General features: G+C 66.4%; 18 protein-coding genes. 11 read left to right on the forward strand and 7 right to left on the reverse strand.

The annotated features are described in order from the left end of the window. The first annotated feature begins 1 nt into the window (after position 1). Together U5775_RS09240 and U5775_RS09245 are read left to right on the forward strand one after the other, a co-directional pair. Positions 2–3,163: a multidrug efflux RND transporter permease subunit gene (locus U5775_RS09240; protein WP_322057826.1), complete on the forward strand. Its 3,162-nt coding sequence runs from the start codon at positions 2–4 to the stop codon at positions 3,161–3,163. Positions 3,164–3,167: 4 nt separating this feature from the next. Then, complete coding sequence (locus U5775_RS09245; RefSeq protein WP_322057827.1) at positions 3,168–4,619, forward strand: efflux transporter outer membrane subunit; 1,452 nt, start codon at positions 3,168–3,170, stop codon at positions 4,617–4,619. A 9-nt stretch (positions 4,620–4,628) separates the two neighbouring features. Here the strand turns inward: U5775_RS09245 and U5775_RS09250 are convergent, their stop codons facing one another. The 3 genes from U5775_RS09250 to U5775_RS09260 all read right to left on the reverse strand — a co-directional run bounded on the left by U5775_RS09250 (position 4,629) and on the right by U5775_RS09260 (position 7,433). Then, a complete protein-coding gene (locus U5775_RS09250; protein WP_322057828.1) occupies positions 4,629–4,994 on the reverse strand; it encodes a hypothetical protein in 366 nt (121 codons plus the stop codon). Positions 4,995–5,360: 366 nt separating this feature from the next. Beyond that, positions 5,361–5,894 carry an ankyrin repeat domain-containing protein gene (locus U5775_RS09255; RefSeq protein WP_322057829.1) on the reverse strand — a complete coding sequence of 178 codons (534 nt, stop codon included), beginning with the start codon at positions 5,892–5,894 and terminating at the stop codon, positions 5,361–5,363. A gap of 138 nt (positions 5,895–6,032) precedes the next feature. Next, entirely contained in the window at positions 6,033–7,433 is a 1,401-nt protein-coding gene (locus U5775_RS09260) for a short-chain fatty acid transporter (RefSeq protein ID WP_322057830.1), read from the reverse strand. 375 nt (positions 7,434–7,808) lie between these two features. Between U5775_RS09260 and U5775_RS09265 the strand changes: the two genes are divergently transcribed. Further along, positions 7,809–8,465, forward strand: coding sequence for a peroxiredoxin (locus U5775_RS09265; RefSeq protein ID WP_322057831.1), 657 nt, complete (start codon positions 7,809–7,811; stop codon positions 8,463–8,465). Positions 8,466–8,629: 164 nt separating this feature from the next. Here U5775_RS09265 and U5775_RS09270 read toward each other — a convergent pair whose 3' ends face one another. From U5775_RS09270 to U5775_RS09280, 3 genes are read right to left on the reverse strand one after another with little or no spacing between them, the layout of a single operon-like run. Beyond that, on the reverse strand, positions 8,630–9,493 hold the full coding sequence (locus U5775_RS09270) for an ABC transporter permease (protein WP_322057832.1): 864 nt from the start codon (positions 9,491–9,493) through the stop codon (positions 8,630–8,632). Between the two features lie 36 nt (positions 9,494–9,529). Then, the gene (locus U5775_RS09275) at positions 9,530–10,324 is read right to left on the reverse strand and encodes an ABC transporter ATP-binding protein (protein ID WP_322057833.1); all 795 of its coding nucleotides are present in this window, start codon (positions 10,322–10,324) and stop codon (positions 9,530–9,532) included. Positions 10,325–10,381: 57 nt separating this feature from the next. After that, positions 10,382–11,404, reverse strand: coding sequence for an ABC transporter substrate-binding protein (locus U5775_RS09280; RefSeq protein WP_322057834.1), 1,023 nt, complete (start codon positions 11,402–11,404; stop codon positions 10,382–10,384). A gap of 207 nt (positions 11,405–11,611) precedes the next feature. Here U5775_RS09280 and U5775_RS09285 point away from each other — a divergent pair, with 207 nt between their 5' ends. Together U5775_RS09285 and U5775_RS09290 are read left to right on the forward strand one after the other, a co-directional pair. After that, positions 11,612–12,292, forward strand: a complete 681-nt coding sequence (locus U5775_RS09285) for a response regulator (protein ID WP_322057835.1) — start codon at positions 11,612–11,614, stop codon at positions 12,290–12,292. Positions 12,293–12,304: 12 nt separating this feature from the next. Further along, positions 12,305–13,729 (forward strand): sensor histidine kinase, encoded by a 1,425-nt coding sequence (locus U5775_RS09290; RefSeq protein ID WP_322057836.1) that lies wholly within the window; start codon positions 12,305–12,307, stop codon positions 13,727–13,729. Here U5775_RS09290 and U5775_RS09295 read toward each other — a convergent pair. Beyond that, positions 13,720–14,340, reverse strand: coding sequence for an alpha/beta fold hydrolase (locus U5775_RS09295; protein WP_322057837.1), 621 nt, complete (start codon positions 14,338–14,340; stop codon positions 13,720–13,722). The genes U5775_RS09290 and U5775_RS09295 overlap by 10 nt on opposite strands. Positions 14,341–14,579: 239 nt before the next feature. Between U5775_RS09295 and hutC the strand changes: the two genes are divergently transcribed. From hutC to hutG, 6 genes are all read left to right on the forward strand, one after another. Further along, positions 14,580–15,293, forward strand: coding sequence for a histidine utilization repressor (hutC, locus tag U5775_RS09300; RefSeq protein ID WP_322057838.1), 714 nt, complete (start codon positions 14,580–14,582; stop codon positions 15,291–15,293). 364 nt (positions 15,294–15,657) lie between these two features. Then, a complete protein-coding gene (hutU, locus tag U5775_RS09305; protein WP_322057839.1) occupies positions 15,658–17,346 on the forward strand; it encodes a urocanate hydratase in 1,689 nt (562 codons plus the stop codon). Further along, complete coding sequence (locus tag U5775_RS09310) at positions 17,343–18,053, forward strand: HutD family protein (protein WP_322057840.1); 711 nt, start codon at positions 17,343–17,345, stop codon at positions 18,051–18,053. The genes hutU and U5775_RS09310 overlap by 4 nt, the downstream gene beginning before the upstream one ends. Positions 18,054–18,089: 36 nt before the next feature. Then, on the forward strand, positions 18,090–19,316 hold the full coding sequence (hutI, locus tag U5775_RS09315) for an imidazolonepropionase (protein ID WP_322057841.1): 1,227 nt from the start codon (positions 18,090–18,092) through the stop codon (positions 19,314–19,316). A gap of 22 nt (positions 19,317–19,338) precedes the next feature. Beyond that, positions 19,339–20,739 (forward strand): formimidoylglutamate deiminase, encoded by a 1,401-nt coding sequence (locus U5775_RS09320; RefSeq protein WP_322057842.1) that lies wholly within the window; start codon positions 19,339–19,341, stop codon positions 20,737–20,739. Between the two features lie 81 nt (positions 20,740–20,820). Continuing rightward, positions 20,821–21,630, forward strand: a complete 810-nt coding sequence (gene hutG, locus U5775_RS09325) for an N-formylglutamate deformylase (RefSeq protein WP_322057843.1) — start codon at positions 20,821–20,823, stop codon at positions 21,628–21,630. The last annotated feature ends 149 nt before the right edge of the window (positions 21,631–21,779 follow it).

The raw sequence follows: 21,779 nt of genomic DNA on the forward strand, positions 1-21,779 counted from the left end.
GATGAAGTTCTCCCACTTCTTTATCGACCGGCCGATCTTTGCATCGGTCCTGTCGATCATCATCGTCGTGGCCGGTATGGTGGCCATGTTCAACCTGCCGATCGCGCAGTTTCCCGACATCGCGCCGCCGCAGATCACGGTCACGGCGAGCTATCCCGGTGCGAGCGCCGACATCATCGCGCAGAACGTTGCCGCGCCGATCGAGGAGCAGGTGAACGGTGCGGACAACATGATGTACATGAGCTCGTCGAGTTCCTCGACGGGCAACATGACGCTTACCGCGTACTTCAATATCGGCACCGATCCCGCGCTCGCCCAGGTGGACGTGCAGAACCGCGTGAACCTTGCGCTGCCCACGCTGCCCGATGCGGTCACGCAGCAGGGCGTCTCGGTGCAGAAGCGCTCGTCGGCGTTCATGATGGTGATCGCCGTCTATTCGCCGGACAACACCTTCGATCAGCAGTACGTGGCGAACTACGCGAACGTCTACGTGCTCGATGCGATCAAGCGCCTGCCCGGTGCGAACCAGTCGGCGATCATGGGTTCCGCCGACTATGCGATGCGCGTCTGGGTCAAGCCGGACCGCATGGCCAAGCTCGGCATCACCGTGGACGACGTGAAGAACGCGATCAGCGCGCAGAACCAGCAATTCTCGGCCGGCCGCCTCGGCCAGTCGCCGACCAACGGGCCGGTGCTGCAGACTTTCCCGGTGGCGACCGCGGGGCGTCTCACCGAGCCGGACCAGTTCGACAACATCATCCTGCGCGCCAAGTCGGGCGACGCGGCGATCGTGCGCATCAAGGACATCGGCCATACGGAGCTCGGCGCGAAGGACTACTCGATGCGCGGCCGCTACAACGGCAAGACCGCCACGCTGCTCGCGGTCTACCAGCAGCCCGGGGCCAACGCGCTGCAGGTGTCCAAACAGGTGCGCGCGACGCTCGAGCAGTTGAGCAAGAGCTTCCCGCCCGGCCTCAAGTATGAAATCGCGCTCGACACGACCGAGTTCGTGCACGAGTCGATCGACGAGGTGGTGAAGACGCTGCGCGACGCGGTGATACTCGTGATTCTGGTGGTGTTCATCTTCCTCCAGAGCTTCCGCGCCACGCTCGTGCCGATTCTCGCGGTGCCGGTGTCGATCATCGGCGCATTCATCGGCATGCTCGCGTTCGGCTTCTCGGTGAACATGCTCACGCTGTTCGGCATGGTGCTCGCGATCGGTATCGTGGTGGACGACGCCATCGTCGTGATCGAGAACGTCGAGCGCAACATGACCGAGTTCAAGCTGCCGCCGAGGGAGGCGGCCAAGCGCGCCATGGACGAGGTGAGCGGCCCCGTGGTGGCCATCGTGCTCGTGCTGCTCGCCGTGTTCATCCCGGTGGCGTTCCTCTCGGGCATCACGGGCCAGCTCTACAAGCAGTTCGCCGTGACCATCGCGGTCTCGGTGGTGCTCTCGGGTATCGTCGCGCTCACGCTCTCGCCGGCGCTGGCCGCCATCCTGCTCAAGCCGGGCGAGAAGAAAAAGAACCGTTTCTTCGTCTGGTTCAACGAGCGTTTCGAGCAGGTGACCGCGGGCTACGGCAGGACCGTGCAGTCGGCGATCCGCCGCGTCATGCTCTCGATCATGCTGATCGCCGTGATGTGTCTGGCCACCGGTGTGCTCTTCAAGAAAATTCCCACGTCGTTCGTGCCGGTCGAGGACCAGGGCTATCTGCTCGGCGCGGTCATCACGCCCGACGCCGCGAGTCTCGACCGCACCGGAGACGTTTCGAAGCGCGCCGAAGACTGGTTCATGAAGCAGCCGGCCGTCAAGGCCGTGGCCGCGCCGGTCGGCTACAGCCTGATCGACTCGCAGTACAAGGCCAACGCCGGCACGCTGTTCGTCACGCTCAAGGACTTCAGCGAGCGTGGCAAGAACGGCACGGCCGCCGACCTCATCACGGCCGCGAACCGCGCGTTCGCGGGCTTCAAGGACGGCGTGGTGATACCGGTCAATCCGCCGTCGATTCCGGGCCTCGGCACGACGGGCGGCTTCGAGTTCTGGGTGCAGAGCACCGGCGATGGCACGTACCAGCAGCTCGAAGAGAAGGTCCGCGCGGTGATCGCGAAGGCGCGCCAGAACCCGGCGCTGCGCGGCGTCAATTCGACCATCGACACGAACTCGCGGCAACTGCTCGTGGAAGTGGACCGCGAGCGCGCTGAATCGCAGGGCGTCGCGGTGCAGGACGTCTACTCAGCACTGCAGACGATGTTCGGTTCCTCGTACGTGAGCCAGTTCCCGAAGGGCAGCCGCCTGTTCCAGGTGATCGTGCAGGCCGAGCCGCAGTACCGCACGCGTCCGGACGACATCCAGCAGCTCTACGTGCGTAACCGCTCCGGCGACATGGTGCCCATCAAGGCCGTCACTACCTACAAGTTCGTGAACGGCGCGGACATCGTCAACCGCTTCAACAACTTTCCCGCCGCCAAGATCACCGGCGACGCCGCGCCCGGCCACAGCTCGGGTGAAGCGATCGCGGCGATGGAGGCGATCGCGAACGAGGTGCTGGGCGATGGCTACAGCTACTCGTGGAGCGGCCAGGCGTATGAGGAAAAGACGGCCGGCTCGACGGCGGGGCTCGTGTTCGGCTTCGCGCTGCTGATGGTGTTCCTGATCCTCGCGGCCCAGTACGAGAAGTGGTCGCTGCCGATCGGCGTGCTGCTGGCGGTGCCGTTCGCGGTGTTCGGCGCGCTCGTGGGCATTCTGATCCGCGGCATGGAAGACGATGTGTACTTCCAGATCGGCCTCACGGTGCTGATCGCGCTCGCGGCGAAGAACGCCATCCTGATCTTCGAGTTCGCCGTGGAAATGCGCGAGAAGGAGGGCATGTCGCCCTACGAGGCCGCCCTGCACGCCGCGAAGCTGCGTCTGCGGCCGATCATCATGACGTCGCTGGCGTTCATTCTCGGCTGCGTGCCGCTCGCCATCGCGAGCGGGGCGTCGGCGGCCAGCCGCCGCTCGCTCGGCACGGGCGTGGTGTTCGGCATGCTCGGCGCCACGCTCATCGCGCTCTTCTTCATTCCGATGTTCTTCTGGGGTCTCGAAACGCTCTCGTCGCGCAAGAAGCCCAAGTCCGAACCGGAATTGCCGCCGCCGGCGGTGCCTCCCGCACAGGAGGGCTGAAGCCATGAGCCCGAAATTGAAGCAGGCATTGAAGCCCCTCGTTGTTGCTGCGAGCACGCTCTGGCTCGCGGCCTGCGCGGTCGGCCCCGACTATCACCGGCCCACGGTGGACACGCCGGCCACCTATCGCTTCGCGGCGCCCGACGCGGAAGTGGTCGATACGTCGCTTGACTGGTGGAAGCAGTTCGACGACCCCGTCCTCGACGACCTCGTGGTGAAGGCGCTCGCGCAGAACAAGGATCTCGGCATCGCGGCGGCGCGTGTCGAGCAGTACTACGGCCAATACGTGGTGGCGCGCGCGGGTCTGTTCCCGCAAGTGGGCGCGAATTTCGGTGGCTCGCGCAGCCGCGGCGTGCCCGCGCCGGGCTATCCGCCGCTGGTCGGCAATCAGGTGCAGCTCCAGGGCACGGTGTCCTGGGAGCTCGATCTGTTCGGACGCCTGCGCCGCCTGACCGAAGCTGCGCGCGCCGAATATCTCGGTACACAGTCGGCGCAGCAGGCCACCCGTATCGCGCTGATCGCCAATGTGGCGACGAGCTATCTGCAACTGCGCGACCTCGACAATCAACTGACGATTGCCGAGGAGACGCTCAAGAGCCGCGACGACTCCGTCAAGCTGTTCGAGGAGCGCTTTGCGGGCGGGGTGGTGTCGCAACTGCAACTGAGCCAGGCGCGTTCCGAATACGAGTCCGCGCAGGCGTCGGTCTACTCGATCGAGAACCAGATCGGGCAGCAGGAGGACGCGATTTCCTTGCTGCTCGGCCAGAATCCGGGGCCGATTCCGCGCGGCAAGTCGATCTCGCAGCTCTCCGTGCCGGCGATCCCGGCGGGCCTGCCGTCGTCGCTGCTCGAGCGGCGGCCCGACATTCAGCAGGCGGAGCAGGCGCTCATTGCGGCGAATGCCCAGATCGGCGCGGCCCGCGCGCAGTATTTCCCGGAGATCTCGCTGACCGGCATGTTCGGCGCGGCCAGCACGGCGCTTTCGGGGCTCTGGACCGGGCCGGCGCGCGTCTGGTCGTTTGCGGGCATGATCACGCAGCCGATCTTCGAAGGCGGCGCCATCGCGGGCTCCGTGCATTCGGCGGAGGCGGTGCACCAGGAGGCGCTCCTGAGCTACGAGCAGACAATCCAGCAGGCCTTCGCCGATGTGGAGAATGCGCTCGTGGGCGCCGCGCGCACCAACGATCAGCTCGAGGCGACCTCGCGCCAGGTGGTCGCGCTCACGCAGTACACGTCGCTCTCGAACGATCTCTATGAGGGCGGCTACACGAGCTATCTGGAAGTGCTCGACGCCGAGCGCAGCCTGTTCGCGGCGCAGATCCAGCAATCGCAACTGCAGGATCAGCGGCTTGCGGAGATCGTGAATCTCTACAAGGCGCTCGGCTATGGATGGACGCCGCCGGCGCAGGCGCGCGCGAGCGGCAGAGCGGCTGCACAGCCCGCGCCGCAGTCTTGAGGCGCGAAATCAGTCGGGGGAACTACGGTCTGCGAGCGCAAGCTCGCAGTCCTTGAGCACCTGCAGGACGAGCTTGGCCTGGTAGTTGAGGTCGTCGGTGTCGAGGATTTCTTCGACGGCGTCGCGCGCCCAGGTAGCGTCGACGAACCACGCGTGCTGCTTGGCGATTTCCTGGGCGATGGCGGTGAGCCGCGCGATGGCGAGCCAGTCGGCTTCGCGCGCGTGGCGGTCGAGCCATTTGTGCGCCGCCTGCACGTGAAACGCCGCGTTGGGCCAGGCTTCGTTGAGGTAGTACGCTCCGAGGCTCCCGCAGGTGAGCCAGCAGAGCAGTTCCACGCGGTCGCGCGGACTCAGATGGTGGCGTACATCACTCATGGCGACGCTCGCGAAGGTGACAGAGTTCGATGGACGGGCACATGCGCGCTACGACTCCGGTATCCAGACAATATCATGGGCTGCTCAAACTCGCCGGAGCAATCCACGTGCCGCGTACGCGGACTACGGGAATAGCGTCGCCTGGCAGCGGGTGGTATGCAAACCAGGGCTGACACCAGGGCGCAGCGGGCCAGAGTGGCCGAGGGTGGCGGGAGTCCCAGGGAGAGCGAATCAAGCGTGCCGGCAGCGCCATGCACGGTGCATGCGTGCACTGTGCGTGCGGGAACCCTGCGCGAAGCCCGGCAATTGTCTGTGTACGTCCGAGCAAGATCGCGCCGCCGGGCCCGAACGCTGCGGTCAAGCCCTCTATATCGCCTTGCCGCTGGCGCCTGCGAGATACGCGGCGGCGTCGGTGGCGCCCATGCCGTTCGCGACGTCGAACGCCGTGTTGCCGGCGCTGTCCTGGGCATGCGGGCTCGCGCCGCGCGCGAGCAACTGCTCGACGATATCCACGCGGTTGAACATGGCCGCGATCATGAGCGCGGTGCGGCCGTCGGGCGACGCGCCTTCCACGTCGGCGCCGTTATCGAGCAGCGCGCCGATCACCTCGGCATAACCTTTGAACGCCGCGCCCGCGAGCGGCGTCTGGCCGTTGTCGTTGCGCAGGTCGGGGTCGGCGCCGCGCTGGATCAGTGCGCGGACCGCGTCGGCGTGGCCGTGATAGCTCGCCAGCATCACGAGGCTGTCGCCTTTCTCGTTGCGCAGATTGGGCGGCAGGCCCTGGTCGATGAGCGAGGCGAGCGTCGCGGCCTCGCCGCGGCGGGCCGTATCGAAAACCTCGCGCGCGAATTCGATCAGGCGCGGGTCGAGATCGGCGGCTGGCGGTACGTTGGCGGTCACGGCAGACTCCTTCGGCAGGGCCGGGCGATGGGTCCGGAAAGGTCGTCTGCCATTGTCGCGCGATTCACGCGGGCGATGCCCGGCGATGTCCGAGGCGGCGCGCGGAACCACGCGCCGCGCCGATTACGCCCGCTGCAATCAGGGCACGAGCCAGAGCGCGGCGGCGTAAATGACCAGCGAGACCGCGAACGTCACCGCGGTATAGCCCATCACGCGCTGGATGCGGATGCCCGCGATCGCGACGATCGGCACCGCCCAGAACGGCTGCAGCATGTTCGAGACGTTCTCCGCCATCGCGACGCCCATGGCCGTGCGCGGCACCGAGGCGTGCAGGCTCAGCGCGGCGGGCAGCACGAACGGCCCTTGCACGGCCCAGTGTCCGCCCGCGCTTGGCACCAGCAGCGTGATGATCAGCGAGCTCAGGTAGCTCCAGATCGGCAGCGAGGCCGCCGTGGCGATCGTCACGAAGGCCTTGGCGATCATCGACGCGAGGCCCGTGCCCTTCATGATGCCCATGATGCCGCCGTAGACCGGGTATTGCAGCAGCATCGAGCCCGTCTGGCGCGCGGCGCGGCGGATCGCGTTCGCATAGGCGATGGGCGTGCGCTGCAGCGCGAGCCCGATCAGCAGGAAGATCAGGATCGTCGTGTTGATGTCGAGATCGAAGCCCTTGCTGCGCCATTCCATCGCGAGATAGCCCACGCCCAGCACGATCAGCAGCAGCGTGCCCAGCATCGACTGCTCGAGGCGCGTGGCGAAGGTGGGCGTGTCGCTGCTCGCGCGCGCATGCGGATCGTCGCTTGGCTCTGAGCTCTCGTTTTCGGCTTCGCTGGCCTCGCTGAAGGCCACGACATCCTCGGCTTTCGGGTGCATGCGGATGAAGATGAACGTCATCACGACCACCACGAGCACCGTGGGAACGAACACGAACGGCGCGAACACGGTTTGCGTGAGCGGCACGACCTGGCCGGTGGCCTTTTCGACCAGATTGAGCGCGTTGCCGTGCGAAGCCTGGGAGAGCGCGATCGAGCTGGAGAGGCCGCTATTGCAGATCGACCATGCCGAGTAGCTGCCGGCCACGAGCCACGCGAAATCGACCTTCACGCGCCGCGCGATCTCGCGCGAGAGCAGCGCGCCGACGATGAGGCCGAGGCCCCAGTTCAGCCATGCCGCGACGGCCACGACCGGGAACACCAGCAGCGCGGCGCGCGCCGGTGTCTGGGCGCCGGCGGCGAGCGCGCGCAGGCCGCGCTGCACGATAGGCGCCTCGGCGATGGCGTAGCCGGTCGCGAGAATCAGGATCATCTGCAGGGCGAAGCCGAGGATGCCGAAGGTTCCCTCGTACCAGGCGCTCAGCAGCGTGGGGATATGGCCTTGCGGGGCGATCGCGAGTGCGAGCACCGCAACGAAGGCGGTGAGGCAGATCGAGAGGACGAAGGGGTCCGGCATGACCCGCTCGAAGACGTAGACGAGGGCGGCAACAATGCCGCGTCCGTTGGCGGGGCGCGCCGGTCTGCTGGGATAGTTGTCTCTTTTCATGCTGTTGTTGCTCTCGCAGCGTGTGGCTGCTGGCTGGCCAGGGCAGGCGGGATTGGCGTGCTGGTGCGGGTGGGCCCCGTTCTTGTTGTGCTTGGCTGTTGTGATCAGCCGAAGTTCGTAATACGAACACTGTTTCGTTTATCGAACCGGCCAATAGTCGCTTTATGCAGCGTGAATGTCAAGCTGCAATATCGTGCTTATGCAGTATTTTTCACATCAAATGCGCCGAGTTGAATGCAAAATGAAAGCATTCGACATGAAAAACAAATCGCAAAACCGCCCGCTGGACTTCCTAAAATGCAACAGCGTGCAGCAATACTGTGCGCCTCATACTAGGGCAGGGCTCTGCAGTGCAACCCCACATGGAGGCTCGAGATGACGATTCGTCTAGGAGAAGATGCACCCGATTTCACGGCGGAAACCACCGAAGGACCGATCCATTTCCACGAATGGATTGGCGATCATTGGGCCATTCTGTTCTCTCATCCGAAGGATTTCACGCCCGTCTGCACGACGGAGCTCGGCTACATGGCCCGGCTCAAGCCCGAGTTCGACAAGCGCAATACGCGCATCATCGGCCTGAGCGTGGATCCGGTGAGCGACCATCAGAAATGGGTCAAGGACATCGAGGAAACGCAGGGCAGCGCGGTCAACTATCCACTGATCGGCGACGCGGACCTCACCGTCGCGAAGCTCTACGACATGATTCACCCCGCGGCGAGCGGCGGCGGCCCGCGCACGGCGGTCGACAACGCCACGGTGCGCTCGGTGTTCATCATCGGGCCGGACAAGAAGGTCAAGGCCATGCTCGTCTATCCGATGAGCTCGGGCCGCAACTTCGATGAAGTTTTGCGTCTGCTCGATTCGTTGCAACTAACGGTCAAGCATGCAGTGGCCACGCCAGTGAACTGGGAGCCCGGCGACGACGTGATCATCCCCACCTCGGTATCGGACGACGCGGCCAAACAGAAGTATCCGCAGGGCTTCAAGACGCTCAAGCCATATCTGCGCACCGTCGCGCAGCCGAAGTAGCGCGGCGGGAGCCACGCGGTGCCGGCCCGCCCCGGGCCGGCGCACGGCCCAAAAAAACGCGGCGCACAGGTGTGCGCCGCGAACGACAGGCCGGAGGATATCAGCCTCTCGCGCCCGGACAGCTTTGCGGGGCACGCATGCCCGTCGACAGGGGAACCAGAGAATCAGTTGGCGGGCGTAGGACGCCACTTGAGCAGACGATGCTCGACGGCGGTGAGCAGGTAGTCGGCGATCAGCGCGACCACGGCGAGCACGATCATGGCCGCGAACACGCCGCTCGCGTTGAAGGCGCCTTGCGCCGTCGAGATCAACAGGCCGATGCCTTGCTTCGAGCCGAGGAATTCGCCCACCACGGCGCCCACCAGCGCGAAGCCGAAGCTCACGTGCAGGCTCGCGAGAATCCACGAGAGCGCCGAGGGAATCACCACCGAGGTAGTCACCTGGCGGCGCGACGCGCCGAGGATCTGCGCATTGGCGATCATGTAGCGGTCCGCTTCGCGCACGCCCTGGAACGCATTGGCGAACACCACGAAGAACACCATCACCACGGCGAGCGCGACCTTCGACGCCATGCCGAGCCCCAGCGCGATCACGAACACCGAGCCCAGCACCACGCGCGGGATCGAATTGGCGACCTTGATGTAGAGGCTGAACACGTCCGAGAGCAGCTTGTTGCGGCCCAGCACGATGCCGCAGAACACGCCGGCCACCGAGCCGATGATGAAGCCGAGCCCGGTTTCTTCGAGCGTGACCCAGACCTGCGTGAGCAGCGGCCCTTGTGAGGTGCCGTTCACGAACCAGTCGACGATCTGCTCGAAGATGGCCGAGGGCATCGAGAAGAAGAACGGGTCGATCCATTTGAGGCGCGCGGCCAGTTCCCAGCCGCCGAGCACGACGACGAGCACGAGAATGCGCAGGCCGATCACGAGCGCCTGGCGGCGCCGGATGCGCTGCTGCGCGGCGCGCTCGACCTCGTCGAGCGAAGCCGCGTCGATGCCTTGCGGCAAGGTTTGTTGCGGGGTGGACATGCGCAATCGCTCCATGTTGCTTGAGGGTTGGCCGGGTTAGCCGATCTGCACTTCTTCGCGCAGGTCGTGCCAGATTTCGCGCGACAGCTCCACGAAGTGCGGCGCATAACGGATTTCCGACGTGATGCGCGGACGCGGCAGATCGATCTCGTAGACCTTCTTGAGCGTCGCGGGCCGTGCCGTGAGCACGAACACGCGATCGGCGAGCGCGATGGCTTCTTCGAGATCGTGCGTGACGAACACCACCGACCCCGTGCCGCCCCACAGCTGCAGCAGCTCGTCCTGCATCAGCGTGCGCGTCTGCATGTCGAGCGCCGAGAAGGGCTCGTCCATCAGCAGGATTTCGGGCTTGTTGATGAAGGTCTGCGCGAGCGCGACGCGCTTGCGCATGCCGCCCGAAAGCTGATGCGGATAGTGCTTGCCGAAGTTCGCGAGGCCGACGCGGCGCAGCCACTCGTTCGCCTCGTCGTAGGCCACCGATTTCGAGCGGCCGCGAAAGAGCGGACCGGCCGCCACGTTGTCGAGCACCGAGCGCCACGGAAACACGGCATCGGCCTGGAACACGAAGCCGATGCGCGGGTCGATGCCGTCCACGGGCGTGCCCATCACGCGCACTTCGCCCGTGGTGGGCTTGAGCAGCCCCGTGATCAGGCTGAGCGTGGTGGACTTGCCGCAGCCCGTGGGCCCGACGATGGCGACGAATTCGCCGCGCGCGACCGCCATGCTGAAGTCGCGCAGCGCGAGCGTCGCCTTGCCGTCGGGAGAGATGAAGCGGCACGATACGTTGCGCAGCTCGATGGCCGGCGTGCCTTGCGAGTGGGGGGAGCTCATGCTTCTTTGCCTCGATGGTGCATGGACAGGGCTTCTACGTTGACTCGCGCGGTGGCCTTATTTCGCCGCGGCGGTAGCCGTCGTGGCGGGCAGATAATCGTTCGAGTACGTCTTCGCGAGATCGATATGCTTGCCCTTCACCGAGGGGTTGAAGGCGGAGAGCACCTTGAGCACGGTCTCGGGACCGTCGGCGGGCATGCGGCCGTCCTTCGTGAACATCGGCAGCGAAGCGCTCAGCGCCTTTACATAGAGATCCTTATTAGTCCCGTAATAGTCCTTCGGCATTTTGGCGGCGATCTCGTCGGCGTTATGCGTCGCGATGAAGTTGAGCGTGCGCGAGAAGGCGTGCGCGAGCTTCGTGGCTTCGTCCTTGTGCGATTGCGCCCAGGCGCGCTGCACGTAGAAGCTCGAAGCGGGGTAGGTGCCGCCCAGCGCGGCACGCGTGCCGTCCAGCGTGCGCATGTCCACGAGCACCTTGGCGTCGCCGGTCTGCAATAGGCGCGAGACGGTGGGCTCGGTCGTCATGCCCGCGTCGATGCGGTTCTGCTTGATCGCGGCGATGAAAGTGGCGTCGGCGCCCACGGGCAAGAGCGTGTACTGGTTCGACGGAATGCCGGCACGCTGCGCGAGATATTGCGTGAGAAAGCTCGTGGACGATCCAAGGCCCGTCACGCCGAGCGTCTTGCCCTTCACGTCGGCCATGCTCTTCACGGTGCCGGCCGCCGCATTCGAGACCATCTCGACTTCGCCTGGCACCTGGCCGAACACCACGAGCGTCTGGACTTCCTTGCCCTTGCTCTGCAGATCGATCGTGTGGTCATAGAAGCCCACGACGCCTTGCACCGCGCCCGCGAGCAACTCGTTTTCCGCATCCACGCCGGCGGGCTGCGACTGCAGCTCCACGTCGAGCCCCTCGTCCTTGAAATAGCCGAGTTGCTCGGTCAGCTTGGCGGGCAGATAGATGATCTTGGTTGCGCCGCCAACCATGATGGTGATCTTTTCCGCATGCGCGGCAGCGGAGGTGGCGGCGAGTGCGAAAGCGACGCTCGATACGGCAGCGATCTGGCGCAAGGTGGGCATCGTTGAGTCTCCTTGGGTGTGGCACACGCCTCGCGGGCAGCGCCTTTTTTTGATGGGTGCAGCCGATTATAGAAATGCCAACCCTTCTGCCAGCCTTCGGCACCCCTGCGCGAGCGTCCGTGTTAACCCGCAAGGCGGCCACGCGCCGAGGGCGGCACAATCGCGGCACCACCTGATACAAGCGGTTTTCCATTCAACGCTGCGCCCATGAAGCTGCTGCTCATCGAAGACAACTCCACGCTCGTGCACTGGCTCGTCAAGACGCTGGAGGAGCAGGGCTTTGCCTGCGATGCGGTGCAGGACGGCGATGCGGCCGACTCGCTCCTGCGCACCAACGGCTACGACGTCGTGCTGCTCGACCTCAATCTGCCGAGGCTCTCGGGCAAGAACGTATTGCGGCGGCTGCGCCAGCGCGGCGACGTCACACCGGTCCTCGTGCTTACCGCGAGTGCGTCGATCGACGAAAAGGTGGAGCTCCTCGGCAGCGGCGCCGACGACTATCTCGTCAAGCCCTTCGAAGTGCGCGAGCTCGTGGCGCGCATCAAGGTGCTGATCCGGCGGCAGACGCCGGCGCGCGCCAACGAAGTCAGTTGCGGCGACCTCGTCTTCGACATCAACACGGGGCAATTCGCGCTCGACGGCGCGCCGCTCAATGTGACGCCGCGCGAGCGCACCGTGCTCGAAGCGCTGATGCTGCGCGCGAACAAGACCGTCTCGAAGTCGGCGCTCGCCGATGCGATCTTCACGCTCGCCGACGATCCGAGCGAGGACGCCATCGAGATCTATGTCTCGCGGCTGCGCAAGAAGCTCGAGGCCAGCTCGGCCACCATCGTCACGTTGCGCGGCCTCGGCTATCTGCTGCGCAAGCGCGACGAGGCCGTCCAGTGAGGGACGTCCGCGATGACGAGTAGCCTGCGCATCCGGCTGCTGTGGTGGATGCTCGTGCCGCTCGGCCTCTATGTGATTTTCACGGCCACGTTCGAGTATCGCGCGGCGCGCCATACCGCCGATCTCGTGCAGGACGGGCGCCTGCTCTCGTCGGCGCGCATGCTCGCGGGCTCGGTGGAGTGGAGCGATGGCGCGCTGCGCGCGAACGTGCCGCCGGCGGCGCTCGAGCTCTTCGCCTCGCCGCAGCGCGACCAGGTGTTCTACAACGTCAGCGTGGAAGAGGGTCCGCTGCTCGCGGGCATGCCCGATTTTCCGCGTGCGCGCAAGGCGCCCGCCGTCGATGCGCCGGTCTGGTACGACGCCGCGCTGCACGGCGAGGCGCTGCGCGCCGTGAGCGTGCTGCGTTCGATGTACGACAACGGTCGCGTGTGGCGCGTGCGCGTTTCGGTGGGCAAGACCGCGCATTCGCGCGACGCGATGGCCACGGCCTTATGGCGGCCCCAGCTCGTGCGCCAGATCGGCATGGTGATGCTGGCCGTCGCGCTCGCCTGCATCGGCCTCACGTTCGAATTGCGTCCGCTCATGAAGCTCAAGAACGAGGTCGCGGACCGCGATCCGATGCATCTCGTGCCGATCCGCTCCGAAGGGCTGCACGCGGAGCTGCGGCCCGTCGTCGATGCGATCAATCAGTGCATCGCGCGCCTCGGGGTGCAGAACGCCGTGCAACGGCGCTTCATTGCCGATGCCTCGCATCAGTTGCGCACGCCGCTCACGCTGCTCGGCACACAGCTGCAGTACGCGTGCTCGCAGAAGACGCTGGACCCGGCGCTGGCCGAAGTCTTCGCGGCCATGCGCGAAAGCAATCGCTCGATGGTTGCGCTCACAAACAAATTGCTGTTGCTCGCCCAGGCCGAGGCGTTCGATACGGCGCAGCGGCCCGGCGTGCCCGTGGATATGGCGCAGCTGGCGCGCGAGGCCGTCGAGGGGCTCGTGATGCTGGGCGAGGCGCGCGGCATCGACCTGGGCGCGGAGCTGCACGGCGCCGCGTACGTGTCGGGGCATCGCGAGCTGCTGCGCGCGATGGTGACCAATCTCGTCGATAACGCGCTGCGCTATACGCAGGCGGGCGGGCACGTGACGCTCAGCGTGCGCGCGAGCGGGCAGGCGGTGACGCTCGAGGTGCTCGACGACGGACCGGGCATTCCCGCCGAAGCGCGCGAGCGCGTGTTCGAGCCGTTCTTCAGGGCCGCGGCGGACACCGAGGGCACGGGCCTCGGTCTCGCGATCGTGCGCGAGATCGTGCATACGCACGGCGGCGAGGTCAGTCTGGACGCGGGCGCGAACGGCCGTGGCGTGCGTGCCCGCGTGGTGCTTGCGCGGCTTGTCGAGCCGCGGCCGGAAGCAGCGCGCGACACGCCGGGCCTCTATCAGGCGTAGTCGCCGGCCAGCAGGAAGTCGTCGACGAGCGGGGCGAGCACGCGCGCATGCACGTTGGCGAGATCGTGGCCGCCGTCGCTCACCACATCGAGCTCCGAATTGGGCAGCAATTCGAGCAGCTTCTCGCCCACGGAGAGCGGGCTCAGCGGATCGGCGTCGCCCCACAGCAGCATGACCGGCTGCTGGACGAACGCGAGCTCGCTCGTGAGGTCTTCGCGCAGCGTCACGAACCAGTCCGGCAAGTGCGGGTTTTGTGCGACGAATTCCTCGCGCCAGTCGCGCGCGCCGAGCGCCTCCGTGTCGAGCCCGCCCGAGGTGACGGCCAGCACGAGATGCGTGACGAGGGCGGGCTTGGCCAGCGCGGCGCGCAAGGCGAGCACGCCGCCCATCGACTGGGCGATCAGCGCGCTCGGCCGGTCGATCTGCTGCACGACCTTGCGCACGAGATCTTCGAAGTTCTCGACTTCGGGGTCGGCGGGCTCGTCGCCGAAACCGGGGTAAGCGAGAAAACGACGCTCGGCCGGATGCTCGAGCTGGTCCGCGAGCGGCTGCCAGAACACGGGATTACCCGAGGCGCCGGGCAGGAACAGGAGTTGGGTGGGAGCGTTCAAGTTCAAAGGCCTGTAGTGGGACCTGCGGTGGAACCCGGAGTTTGCCTGGGGGCGCCCTGCGTTGCGCTGATACGTGGCGCCGGTGCATGAATTCGAAGCCGCCGATCTTAGCATGGGACCCGGCCCGCGCCGGCGGCCTCGCGGCGGCCCGGAAAGACTCGCGGCACAGCACAGCGCGGACGGTACAATGTGGCGCGGCCAGGTTGTCTAGCCTGGACCCGCCATAACCAGAGACAACCATGGAAAACAAGCCGGCTCGCGGCACGCCATTGCCCGCATACGAACAGATCAAGCGTCACGTCCTCGCACAGATCGAAAGCGGCGCACTCAAGCCGGGCGACGTCGTGCCTTCCGAAACGGAGATGGTCAAGGAGTTCGGCGTCGCGCGCATGACCGTCTCGCGCGCGCTGCGCGAGCTCATGGCCGAAGGCGTGCTGAACCGCGTGCGCGGCTCGGGCACCTATGTCGCGCCGCGCCAGTACGAATCGACGGTCCTGCAGATCCGCAATATCGCCGACGAAATCGCCGCGCGCGGGCATCGCCACACGGCGCGCGTGCTCGCGCTCGAAGCCAGCGACGACCCGAACGCCGTCGCCGCGCTCGAACTCGACCGGGGACCCGTGTTTCATTCGCGCATCGTGCACAACGAAGAGGGCGAGCCGATCCAGTACGAGGATCGCTACGTGAATCCCGAGGTGTTCCCCGACTACCTCGCCCAGGATTTCACGGTCGAAACGCCGAATCACTACATGGTGCGCCTCGCGCCCATTCAGCGCGCCGAGTTCCGCATCTACGCGCAAAAGCCCGATGCGCACGTGCGCCAGCATCTGGCCATGGAAATCGGCGAGCCTTGCCTGCTGTTGCTGCGGCGCACCTGGGTCGGCAAGGATGTCGCCACTTCGGTGCGGCTCTGGCACCCGGCTTCGCGCTTCCATCTGGCCGGCACCGTCTAGGGCGTTCGTCACCTCCTGTTTTGTGCTGCGCAGCGACGCGAATCGACGCGAATCGCTCGCGCGGCTGACCGCGCACGTCCATTCTCCGGCCGACGGGGCGCCACGCGGGCGCCCACCTGCGGCGGCGGCCATCTTGTCTAGTCAATGAGCGCCATATTCGGCGTTCGACCCCTTCGTGTTCCCCGATTTCCCTTGGAAAAAGCCCGCCAGGGTAATTCCCTACGCTCGATTCGCCGAAACGAGTTGTATATACAACTTGGCGGCGGTAGACTAGCTCTCACGTTGCCGCGACGCCACTTCAGGCCATCGCCCGGTGTGGGCAGACAGGCAGGGCCGCGCAAAAACTTCCATCCCGAGGAACGTAATGAACCATCCCAACTTCACCGATCCCCGCCTCGACCCGTCCCGCACGATCCGCGCGCCGCGCGGCAGCGAGAAGGTCTGCAAGACCTGGCTGGCCGAAGCCGCCTACCGCATGATCCAGAATAATCTGGACCCCGAAGTAGCCGAGCATCCGCACGCGCTCGTCGTGTACGGCGGCATTGGCCGCGCCGCGCGCAACTGGGAATGCTATGACCAGATCCTCGCGTCGCTGAAGGACCTGAACGAAGACGAAACGCTGCTGATCCAGTCGGGCAAGCCGGTGGGCGTGTTCCGCACCCACGCCGACGCCCCGCGCGTGCTGCTCGCGAACTCGAACCTCGTGCCGCACTGGGCCACGTGGGAGCACTTCCACGAACTCGACCGCAAGGGCCTCATGATGTACGGCCAGATGACGGCGGGCAGCTGGATCTACATTGGCTCGCAGGGCATTGTTCAGGGCACCTACGAAACGTTCTTCTCGGTCGCGAACCAGCACTTCAAGGGCGACCCGAAGGGCCGCTGGATTCTCACGGGCGGTCTCGGCGGCATGGGCGGCGCGCAGCCGCTCGCGGCGACGATGGCGGGCTTCTCGATGATCGCGGTGGAATGCGACGAGACGCGCATCGACTTCCGCCTGAAGACGCGCTACGTGGACCGCAAGGCGAAGACGCTCGACGAGGCGCTGGCCATCGTCGAGGAAGCGAAGCAGACGGGCAAGCCGGTTTCGGTGGGCCTGCTCGGCAACGCGGCCGACGTGTTCGCCGAATGCGTCGCGCGCGGCATCACGCCGGACTGCGTGACGGACCAGACGAGCGCGCACGATCCGATCAACGGTTACCTGCCGCAGGGCTGGACCGTGGAGCAGTGGCGCGAGGCGCAGAAGGTGGCGCCGGAAAGCATCGTGAAGGTGGCCAAGCAGTCGATGGCGCACCAGGTGAAGGCGATGCTCACGCTGCAGGAACGCGGCGCGGCCACGCTCGACTATGGCAACAATATCCGCCAGATGGCGCTGGAAATGGGCGTGGAAAACGCGTTCGATTTCCCGGGCTTCGTGCCGGCGTACATCCGTCCGCTGTTCTGCGAGGGCAAGGGTCCGTTCCGCTGGGTGGCGCTCTCGGGCGATCCTGAGGACATCTACAAGACCGACGCGAAGGTCAAGGAGCTGATCCCCGACGATGCGCACCTGCACAACTGGCTCGACATGGCGCGCGAGCGCATCGCGTTCCAGGGCCTGCCGGCGCGGATCTGCTGGGTGGGCGTGAAGGATCGCTACCGTCTGGGCCAGGCGTTCAACGAAATGGTCAAGAACGGCGAGCTGAAGGCACCGGTCGTGATCGGCCGCGACCACCTGGACACGGGTTCGGTGGCGAGCCCGAACCGCGAGACCGAATCGATGAAGGACGGCTCGGATGCGGTGAGCGACTGGCCGCTGCTCAACGCGCTGCTGAACACGGCAGGCGGGGCGTCGTGGGTGTCGCTGCACCACGGCGGCGGTGTGGGCATGGGCTTCAGCCAGCACTCGGGCGTGGTGATCGTGGCGGACGGCACGCAGGCCGCGCACGAGCGCCTGGGCCGGGTGCTGCTCAACGATCCGGCGACGGGCGTGATGCGTCACGCGGATGCCGGCTACGAGCTCGCGCAGCAGACGGCGCGCGAAGCCGGGCTCAAGCTGCCGATGCTGGGCCGATGAGTCTCGCCCACGACACGAGCACCGCGCAGCTCACGCTGCTGCGCGGCGCCGATCTGGTGGCGTCGCCGTGGAAGAACGGCGGCGGCGTCACGCGCGAGATCGCGCTTGCGAATTTGCCCGGCGCCGAGCCTGGCAATTTCGCATGGCGCGTGAGCGTAGCGGACGTCTCGCAGGCGGGTCCGTTCTCGCGTTTCGAGGGCGTGGCGCGCACGCTGGTGCTGCTCGAAGGCGCCGGCATGGTGCTCGACGAGACCGCGCCGGAAGGCGAGGCGCCCCATGGCGGCGCACCTGTGCGTACGCACACACTCGCGCGCGCGCTCGACGTGGCGCGTTTCGACGGCGAAGCGCCGATCGATGCGCGTCTCGTCGATGGCCCCACGCGCGACTTCAATCTGATGGTGCGTCGCGACGCGGCGCGCGCGGCATTCGAGGTATGGCGCGAAAACGTGGCGCGTCGCATCGAGGCCGACACCGTATTGCTCTATTGCGCGCAAGGCGAGACGAGCGTGCGCGTGAATGGCGCCGGGCCCACGCGGCTTGCGGCCGGTGACACGCTGCGCATCGACACGGTCGTCACGAATGACGCGAGCGGCGCGGCCGATTCGTCGCGCGCCGTCCGGATCGAAACGCAAGGCGAGGGCGCGCTGTTCGCCATCGCGCTGGACATCGTGAACGCGCGCGCGGATCGAGAACCTTCGAGAACCTGATAGCGACGCGGCGCGTCGCAGCGCCGTGCAATCTCCATGACCCAGACTGTCTGGCATCACCTGAAACTGTGCGCGCAGGGCGACCCGCGCCACGACATCGAAGACGCGGCGATCGCCGTCGAGAACGGCAAGATCGCGTGGCTGGGCGCGGCGTCGGCATTGCCGGCGCCATTCGCGCAGTGGCCGCGCGAAGACCTCGGGGGCGCGTGGGTGACCCCCGGCCTCGTGGATTGCCACACGCACCTCGTGTACGGCGGCCAGCGCGCCGACGAATTCGCGCAGCGCCTCGCGGGCGTGAGCTATGAAGAGATCGCGCGTAACGGCGGCGGCATCGTGTCGACGGTGCGCGCGACGCGCGCCGCGAGCGAAGCGGAGCTCTATGCGCAGTCGGCTGCGCGCCTCGAACCCTTGCTCGCCGAAGGCGTCACCGCCGTCGAGATCAAGTCGGGCTACGGCCTCGAACTCGCCGCCGAGCGCAAGATGCTGCGCGTCGCGCGCCAGCTTGGCGAGCGCTATCCGGTCACGGTGCGCACGACCTTCCTCGGTGCGCATGCGTTGCCGCCCGAATACGCGGGGCGCGCCGACGACTACATCGAAGAAGTGTGCGAGCGCATGCTGCCCGCTCTCGCCGACGAAGGCCTCGTCGATGCGGTGGACGTCTTTTGCGAACGCATCGGCTTCTCGATCGCGCAGAGCGAGCGCGTGTTCGAAGCCGCTGCGCGCCGCAATCTGCCGGTCAAGATGCACGCCGAGCAATTGTCGAACAGCGGCGGCGCGGCGCTGGCCGCGCGCTACAACGCGTTGTCGTCGGACCATCTGGAGTTTCTCGACGAAGCCGGCGTGGCGGCGATGAAGGCCGCGGGCAGCGTCGCGGTGCTGCTGCCGGGCGCCTACTATTTCATTCGCGAGACGCAATTGCCGCCACTCGAATTGCTGCGCCGCTACGAGGTGCCGATCGCCATTTCGACGGACAGTAACCCGGGCACGTCGCCGGCGACTTCGCTGCTGCTCATGATGAACATGGCGACCACGCTGTTCCGCATGACCGTGCCCGAAGTGCTGCAGGGCGTGACGCAACACGCGGCGCGCGCGCTCGGCGATGCCGAACGCCACGGCACGCTCGCCGAAGGACGCCCGGCCGACTTCGCGGTGTGGGACGTGCAATCGCTCGCGGAGCTAGCTTACTGGATCGGCCGGCCGCTGTGCGCGCGCGTCGTGCGCGGCGGCAAGACCGTCTTCGAGCGCCGTTTGAACCCGAATTGAACGCATGAATCAGGCATCGAACATGAATTCCAACTCACGCGCGCTGTTCGCGGCGCATGCCTGGCTGCCGCAAGGATGGCGCCGCAACGTGCTGCTCGAATGGGATGCGACCGGCACCCTGCAACGCGTCCAGGCGGATCTTCCCGCTGCGCCCGACGGCGTCGCGCACGCAGCAGGCCCGGTCATTCCTGGCATGCCTAACCTTCATTCGCACGCATTCCAGCGTGCGATGGCCGGCCTCACCGAATACCGCGCGAACCCCACCGACAGCTTCTGGAGCTGGCGCGATCTGATGTATCGCTTCGCCGCGCGTATCACGCCCGACGACCTCGGCGCCATCGCGCGCTGGCTCTATGTGGAAATGCTCAAGGCCGGCTATACGTCGGTCTGCGAATTTCACTACGTGCACCACGCGCACGACGGAGAGCGCTATGCGAACCCGGCCGAGCTGGCGCAGCGCGTGGTCGATGCCGCGAGCGAGACCGGCGTCGGCATGACGATGCTGCCGGTGCTCTATCAGTACAGCGGTTTCGGGGCGCGCGTGCCGAGCGACGACCAGCGCCGCTTCATCAATAGTCCTGAGCAACTGCTCTCGATCATCGAGACCTTGCGCGGCGAGCGCCCCGAACATGGCGCATTGCGCTATGGCGTGGCCCCGCATTCGCTGCGCGCGGTTTCGCAGGCGTCGTTGCGCGCGCTGCTCGAAGGTCTCGATGCGGCGCTGCCCGGTGCGCCGGTGCATATCCATATCGCCGAGCAAACCGCCGAAGTCGACGCCTGCGTCGAGACCGAAGGCGCGCGGCCCGTGCAATGGCTGCTCGATCGTTTCGACGTAAATGCGCGCTGGTGCCTCGTGCACGCCACGCACGTGGACGCGCAGGAGACGCTTGCGCTCGCGAAGAGCGGCGCCGTGGCGGGGCTGTGCCTCACCACGGAGGCCAATCTCGGCGACGGCATTTTCCCGGCGCACGATTACCTCGATGCACAGGGCGTATTCGGCGTGGGCTCGGACAGCCATATCGGCGTAGACTGGCGCTCGGAATTGCGCCTGCTCGAATACGGCCAGCGTCTCGTGAGACGCGAGCGCAACGTGCTGGCCGCGCCGCAGACGGCGAACGTGGCGGACCGGCTCTTTGCCGCCGCGCTCGCGGGCGGCGCACGCGCGGCTGGCCGCGCGGTGGGCGCGCTCGACGCGGGCGCACGCGCCGACTGGATCGTGCTCGATCCGCGGCATCCCGATCTCGCCGAAAAGACGCCGCAAACCTGGCTCTCTTCGGTCGTGTTCTGCGAGCATGGCGAAACGCCCGTGCTCGACGTCTACACGGCGGGCGAGAAAGTGGTCGAGGGCCGGCGCCATCGCGAAGAGGAGCGCCTCTACGCGGACTATCGCAGGACGCTCGCGCGCCTGCTGGCCGATGCGTGAGCCGCTGCGATTACGGCGCTGTGCGTCGTAATCCGCTGTGATTCGCTATGACTCGCTGTGACTTATTGAACGGACCGATTCATGACAGACCTCTACACCCTCGAGCGCGGCGACGCGCCGCTGCTCGTTTCGATCCCGCATCTGGGCACGACCATCCCCGAGTCGCTACGCGGCCAATATACGGACGTCGCGCTGAGCCTCGCCGATACCGACTGGCATCTCGACCGCCTCTATGCGTTCGCGAAGGCGCTGGGCGCGACGATTCTGGGCGCGCGCGTGTCGCGCTACGTGATCGACCTGAATCGCCCGCCCAACGACGAGAGCCTCTATCCGGGCCAAACCACTACGTCGCTGTGCCCGACCGAAACGTTTCGCGGCGAGCCGCTCTACCGTGAAGGCTGCGCGCCCGATGCGGCCGAGCGTCAGCGCCGCGTGGCCGCTTACTGGCAGCCCTATCACGACACACTGCGTGCCGAGCTCCAGCGCCTGCGCAGCCAGCACGCGAACGTGCTGCTCTGGGAAGCGCATTCGATCGCGAGCGTGCTGCCGCGTCTTTTCGAGGACAAACTGCCGGACCTGAACATCGGCACGCAGGATGGCCACACCGTGCACGCATCGGTGCAGGCTCGCGCCGAGCAGGCGGCGGCGCGCAGTGCCTATACGTGGGTCGCGAACGGGCGCTTCAAGGGCGGCTATATCACGCGCCACTTCGGCGCGCCGGTCGATGGCGTGCACGCCGTTCAGCTCGAAATGTGCCAGTCCACCTATATGAACGAGCACGCGCCGTTCGACTACGCGCCCGCGCTCGCGGAGAAGGTCGAGCCGACGCTGCGCGAGATGGTGGGCGGCGCGCTCGATGCCGTGAAGGCGCTCAACGCCGCTGCGGCCTGAAGACGAAACGCGCGCGTACGCCTGGCTTGCGTCGCGCGCAAGAAAAACCGGCTCTGGATGCGTAATCCAGAGCCGGTTTTTTTGTTTCAGGAGACCCAGGCCATTCAGACGTGAGGCGCGCTTCTCAATCGTGCGCCATCCCGCCTGCG

The organism is Paraburkholderia sp. J63 (assembly GCF_905220245.1).
In the GTDB taxonomy this organism is placed as follows: Bacteria; Pseudomonadota; Gammaproteobacteria; order Burkholderiales; family Burkholderiaceae; genus Paraburkholderia.

Bases quoted from the DNA above. Each gene is read 5' to 3' on its own strand.
- U5775_RS09240 (WP_322057826.1), top strand. From the start codon at position 2: ATGAAGTTCTCCCACTTCTTTATCGACCGGCCGATCTTTGCATCGGTC.
- U5775_RS09245 (WP_322057827.1), top strand. From the start codon at position 3,168: ATGAGCCCGAAATTGAAGCAGGCATTGAAGCCCCTCGTTGTTGCTGCG.
- U5775_RS09250 (WP_322057828.1), bottom strand. From the start codon at position 4,994: ATGAGTGATGTACGCCACCATCTGAGTCCGCGCGACCGCGTGGAACTG.
- U5775_RS09260 (WP_322057830.1), bottom strand. From the start codon at position 7,433: ATGAAAAGAGACAACTATCCCAGCAGACCGGCGCGCCCCGCCAACGGA.
- U5775_RS09265 (WP_322057831.1), top strand. From the start codon at position 7,809: ATGACGATTCGTCTAGGAGAAGATGCACCCGATTTCACGGCGGAAACC.
- U5775_RS09270 (WP_322057832.1), bottom strand. From the start codon at position 9,493: ATGTCCACCCCGCAACAAACCTTGCCGCAAGGCATCGACGCGGCTTCG.
- U5775_RS09275 (WP_322057833.1), bottom strand. From the start codon at position 10,324: ATGAGCTCCCCCCACTCGCAAGGCACGCCGGCCATCGAGCTGCGCAAC.
- U5775_RS09280 (WP_322057834.1), bottom strand. From the start codon at position 11,404: ATGCCCACCTTGCGCCAGATCGCTGCCGTATCGAGCGTCGCTTTCGCA.
- U5775_RS09285 (WP_322057835.1), top strand. From the start codon at position 11,612: ATGAAGCTGCTGCTCATCGAAGACAACTCCACGCTCGTGCACTGGCTC.
- U5775_RS09290 (WP_322057836.1), top strand. From the start codon at position 12,305: ATGACGAGTAGCCTGCGCATCCGGCTGCTGTGGTGGATGCTCGTGCCG.
- hutC (WP_322057838.1), top strand. From the start codon at position 14,580: ATGGAAAACAAGCCGGCTCGCGGCACGCCATTGCCCGCATACGAACAG.
- hutU (WP_322057839.1), top strand. From the start codon at position 15,658: ATGAACCATCCCAACTTCACCGATCCCCGCCTCGACCCGTCCCGCACG.
- U5775_RS09310 (WP_322057840.1), top strand. From the start codon at position 17,343: ATGAGTCTCGCCCACGACACGAGCACCGCGCAGCTCACGCTGCTGCGC.
- hutI (WP_322057841.1), top strand. From the start codon at position 18,090: ATGACCCAGACTGTCTGGCATCACCTGAAACTGTGCGCGCAGGGCGAC.
- U5775_RS09320 (WP_322057842.1), top strand. From the start codon at position 19,339: ATGAATTCCAACTCACGCGCGCTGTTCGCGGCGCATGCCTGGCTGCCG.
- hutG (WP_322057843.1), top strand. From the start codon at position 20,821: ATGACAGACCTCTACACCCTCGAGCGCGGCGACGCGCCGCTGCTCGTT.